Raw genomic sequence first — 4,744 nt, 5'->3', positions numbered from 1 at the left:
GGACCAAACCTTGTTGAGTACCTATGACTACGACATTTGGGGTAATCCGAAAGTGACGGAGGAGGCAGACTCGTTCCGTAATGCCTTCCGCTATGCAGGCGAATACTGGGATTCGGATACAGGGCTTCAATACCTTCGAGCAAGATGGTATGACCCCAGCACAGGACGGTTTATTACGGAAGATACCTGGGAAGGCCGGATAAACCATCCGGATAGTCAGAATCCGTATGTGTATGTGGTGAATAATCCGCTGAGGTATGTGGATCCGAGTGGGTTAAAGGCTGAAGGATATTTCAGCTTAGAAGCGAGTGCGGATTTTTTTGCAGGCGCCAGCGTAGAATTGAAGATTAATACTTCAGGTGAGGTAACCTTTAGTGCGGAAGCGAGTCTTTCGGGCAATATTGGGGTCGAGGCTTCAGCAGGAGTAGGAGGAACTTATAGTAAAGGAGATACTTCAAATAAATCAGGAACTGTAAAAGGTGATTACGATGTTGATGTAGGTGGTGGACATTCAGTTGGAGCCTCAGGTGATTTTTACGATTTTAATAATTATGAAATATCAGGTGAAATCAGAACAGGGGTCGGAACTCCAAAAACAAATACGGGTCTAGGTTCTACTACAAAAGTATCTGCAAACTATAATAAAGAACTTATAGATCTTTGGTAAAACTATTAATTGAATGGAGGTGCTAAGAATATTTGAAAAACGCAAAGGTTAATATTATCGTGGGCATTGTTATCTTGGGAGTTATTGCCTACTTTTTTATTGATAATAGCTGGAATAGTATCGTTGAAAAAGAGGTTCATAATAAAATCGAGTCTTTGGGAGGGGAGGTTATTGAAATTAATAGAATTGACGTGAAAAGCACTCCATTTAAAGAAGATAAGGTGGGTGGTATTTACTTTCAAATCATATATGAAAAAGGGGGGCAAAGAAAAGTTGCCTATTATCGTCGTCATAAGTCACTGAATATTAAGGATGTGCCCTCAAAAGGGGCACCGGTCGAGTGGATTATTTAAGAAAACAAAACGACTTTGAGGAGGGAATTCGATTGAAAACTTTTGGGCGCGGAATACTGTACACAATCGGGATCTTTGCGGTCATGCTAGTGATGTCCTTGATTACGGGAGACCGAGTAAGTCTACCTGGTTACATTTTTATACCACTATTGATTGTGGTATGGGGAATTGCCTTTTATCAATCTCGTAGCGAACGTAATCCATCAAGGTAGTTAAAACTATTCATCCAGGGTCCTGCTCTATTCTTTGCAGGACCTTTTTGCATTTACAACAAACTTGTTGTAAAAACGAACTGGGTAAGTTGTAAGCCCAAGAATGACGCGGCGTACGGTTACGACGACAACGGCAATTTGACAGATGGAACCGACCGTCTCGGCAATCCTGCCCAGCATACGAATGGCGAGCGCAACCAGCTTGCCGGCTGGAATTACGGTTCCGTCGGCAGTGCAGTAACCGCCATGTTCACGTATTACAAGAAAGGATTGCGTAAGTCGATGACCGACGAGACGGGCACCACCCAGTATCAACACAACCGGCGGCAAAACGATTCAGTACGAATACGATAATGCCGGGAATCGGACGAAGATGACCGATCCCTTTGGGGCAATTACTCTGTATGCGTATGATGATGATAACCGTCTGACTAAAGTGAGCTTCAAAGCCAATGCTTCCGCGGGGGGAAAGTACGCAGGCCACTTACGTATACTCTGGCAGTGTGCTTGATAAGATTACGTATGGAAATGGATTAGTGAATGATAATGCCACTAGGGCTATTCAGATCCCATTAAGTTAATAGGACACAGTCACGGTGGAAACGTTGCAATAATAATAGCGAATTACTTGGCTAGTCTTAACGTAAAAGTCGGCACTCTAGTTACTACAGCTACACCAGTACGAAATGACTATCAACTTAGCAGTTCAGTCGGACTTCACCTTAATGTTATACAACATAAGAGATCAACCACAATCGCGATTTTTCGATTGGATAGGAAATCACTCCTACATGCACAGCAATATTAGTGTTTGGGACCAGTACATTACCCCTTCGTTTAGAGAGCCATGGTGGGCTGCCTAAATGGGAGTAAAAATAAACATATAAAGAGGTGTTATATGAGGACAGCAGGTTCTTTAGTGAGAGTTTTTCTTTCAGTTTTACCCAGTACTATACTTTTATTTATATTGTATTATTATTATCCTAAAACGGGCTTAGGAATAATTATTGCTATTCCAATCATATATCTAATTAATATAAGTATGTTTCTAGTAGCCAACCATTTCTCACTCAAGAAAAGTTTCGCAACAAAAACTTTTATATGGGTAATAACAGTATTTATTTCCTTGATTATTACTCTGTATATTTTTCCTCAAGACTATGGACCCACAGTAACATCTCGTCTTATTGAAAAAATCTTTTAATCTTTTAATAGAATATAATTAGAATAAGGACTTCGTGTTAATATATAGTAATTAATTAGTTTTATTGTAATAATGAACGGGCCTGGAAGGCAACTCCCTCAGGCCCTGTTTTTATTATAAGACGGATTCTCAAGCTAAGTGCGACAGTTCTTCCATGAAGGCTTCGTAAGCAGACTCGCGGTTCATTACCGAAGATACATGGGAAGGACGGATCAATCACCCGGACAGCCAGAACCCATATATTGATGTGGTGAATAACCCGTTGATTTATGTGGACCCGAGCGGACATAAGTTTAGGGATATCATCAAAGGCGCTGTAGATGCAGTCTCTGAAGATCTAACAGGTGTTAAGGTATTTGGTGGTTCCAACACGGACTATCTATCAGGAAATCTTGCTGGTCATGTAGTGACATCAGTTGCATCAGGCGTTGCTACCGCGGCTACTGTAGGTGGAGGTACTGCAGTCACAGTAGGAAGTGGGGGAACTGCTGCTGCAGTGGCAGTTCCTGTAACGGCCGCAGCAGCTTCATATACCTCAACGGTAGCCGTTAGAGCTGCGAAAAATGCAGGAGATGCGGCTTATCAGTTGAGTGAGGGGAACTCAGGCAGATCAAAAAATAAACTTAAACCTGATCCTGAAGCTACAGGAGATCATTCTGTACTCAATAGAGACCCGAAGACCGGGGAAGTAAAAAATTATGAAACATTTAAGCAGCAAACCAATCCGAAAAATCCCAATCCATGGGAAACTGAAAAACGTTATGATGGTACTGGTGATGGTCATTTTAATAAAGCTACAAAACAAGATGTTCCCAATCCACATGTACACGATCCTTCGACTCCAGGTGGGGTTAGACCACCTGAGCCTTGGGAGATACCGTAAAGAGGTGTGAAATTGAATATTCTGAAATGGTTAGAAAATTGGTACTTAGAAAATTGTGATGGAGATTGGGAGCATAGCAAGGGTATTAGCATTGTGACACTTGATAATCCTGGTTGGGCTGTTGATATTTTTCTAGAGGGAACATGGTTAGAGGATAAGGATTTTCAAATCCTAGATATTGAACGTACCAATGTTGATTGGGTTTATTGTAGTGTTAGCGATAATATCTTTAAAGGAAGAGGTGGAAGTAATAACCTGGAAGAATTATTAATTATATTCCAGGAATGGTCTACAAAATATAAAATATAGTACAGCCAAGGCGGGGCTGAGCGAATTGGTAATGCTCTTGTTCCTACAATGCCGGGTGGGGGAGCAATCCTAATGATTTTGTTAACCCACACTCTGAAAAGCATATGTATGACCCAAGCAGGCCAAAACTCCAAATCGTTCTCAATATGATAAAGATCTTGACGTTGGGAAATTGAGACGAGAAACCATGACTAATCTTGATAAAGCATATTCAATCTGGCCAAATCATGATAACCCTAATACACAAAGAATAACCAAGTATAATAAAGAGTTTGATGGGAACATTAGTACACCTGACACTCAGACAGGGAGTCATCGAGTCTTTGAAAACTTAGATGACCCTTCAAAAATCTCCTGTTTCTCATATGTTCCAAGAAAATAGATTTGGGTGGTGATAAGATGAACGAGATGCTGTATCATGCTTACTTGCCCGAAGGCCATGAGCATTATGTTTCTCGGGAAGTGATAACGTCGGAGGGGATAAATCATAGAACAAAATCAAACAATCGATTTGGGTTGATTTCAGACAAGCAATCGGTGTTGATATGGTTAATCGGTTTACAAGGTCATTTTTCTTTCCTGAATTTACAAATAAAATCTTAGTCTTTGATGGGGGTATTTCTTTATCCATTTATGACCAAGCGTTTTTATGAGGATTTGAAGGATACGAATGAGGAAGCACTTAATTTTGATACAGGAGAAAGTATAAAATACTGGATAAAACTGTATGGGGATGGTTTGATGACACTTGATGAATACCAAGGAAAGAAACCCTATCCTAAACCGGAAGTATTGGTTTTTGAGCCAGTTCCTAAAGAGATTATCCAAGTATGTGAAGAATAAATAATGTCGACCTTGATTGGCTTCATGCCTTTCAAGGTTTCTTTTTTGAAGGAGAAGTTATACGAACAAAGGGATTATGGTCAGATACCATAATAATCTCCTAGGGTTTCAGCGTATTTATTTCCCAGAATTGAGGGTAATCAACAGTAGGGCAGCGTACCAAAATATCATTAGCAAAATTGGATAGGGGCAACGTTGTGAGCTTGTAGAGACAGGGCTAGACTTATGGACCAAACCTTGTTGAGTACCTATGACTACGACATTTGGGGTAAT

7 protein-coding genes are annotated in these 4,744 nt (G+C 40.6%); all 7 read left to right on the top strand.

What is annotated here, in order from left to right:
• Positions 1-667: RHS repeat-associated core domain-containing protein (locus F4V43_RS19225; protein WP_150459880.1), on the top strand; the 667-nt coding region annotated here is incomplete at its 5' end.
• A gap of 32 nt (positions 668-699) precedes the next feature.
• Positions 700-1,020 (top strand): hypothetical protein, encoded by a 321-nt coding sequence (locus F4V43_RS19220; RefSeq protein ID WP_150459879.1) that lies wholly within the window; start codon positions 700-702, stop codon positions 1,018-1,020.
• Between the two features lie 350 nt (positions 1,021-1,370).
• On the top strand, positions 1,371-1,586 hold the full coding sequence (locus tag F4V43_RS19215) for a hypothetical protein (RefSeq protein WP_150459878.1): 216 nt from the start codon (positions 1,371-1,373) through the stop codon (positions 1,584-1,586).
• A gap of 1,112 nt (positions 1,587-2,698) precedes the next feature.
• Positions 2,699-3,319 (top strand): hypothetical protein, encoded by a 621-nt coding sequence (locus tag F4V43_RS19205; protein ID WP_150459877.1) that lies wholly within the window; start codon positions 2,699-2,701, stop codon positions 3,317-3,319.
• A gap of 12 nt (positions 3,320-3,331) precedes the next feature.
• Complete coding sequence (locus F4V43_RS19200) at positions 3,332-3,628, top strand: immunity 53 family protein (RefSeq protein WP_150459876.1); 297 nt, start codon at positions 3,332-3,334, stop codon at positions 3,626-3,628.
• Between the two features lie 399 nt (positions 3,629-4,027).
• Positions 4,028-4,231 (top strand): hypothetical protein, encoded by a 204-nt coding sequence (locus F4V43_RS20055; protein ID WP_317983800.1) that lies wholly within the window; start codon positions 4,028-4,030, stop codon positions 4,229-4,231.
• A 30-nt stretch (positions 4,232-4,261) separates the two neighbouring features.
• A complete protein-coding gene (locus tag F4V43_RS20050) occupies positions 4,262-4,471 on the top strand; it encodes a phosphoribosylamine--glycine ligase (RefSeq protein WP_317983799.1) in 210 nt (69 codons plus the stop codon).
• The last annotated feature ends 273 nt before the right edge of the window (positions 4,472-4,744 follow it).

It is taken from the genome of Paenibacillus spiritus (assembly GCF_008710135.1).
Taxonomy (GTDB): domain Bacteria; phylum Bacillota; class Bacilli; order Paenibacillales; family Paenibacillaceae; genus Paenibacillus_AQ; species Paenibacillus_AQ glufosinatiresistens.
The sequence above is the reverse complement of the archived record's forward strand: the minus strand, read 5'-3'. Positions and strand labels throughout refer to the sequence as shown.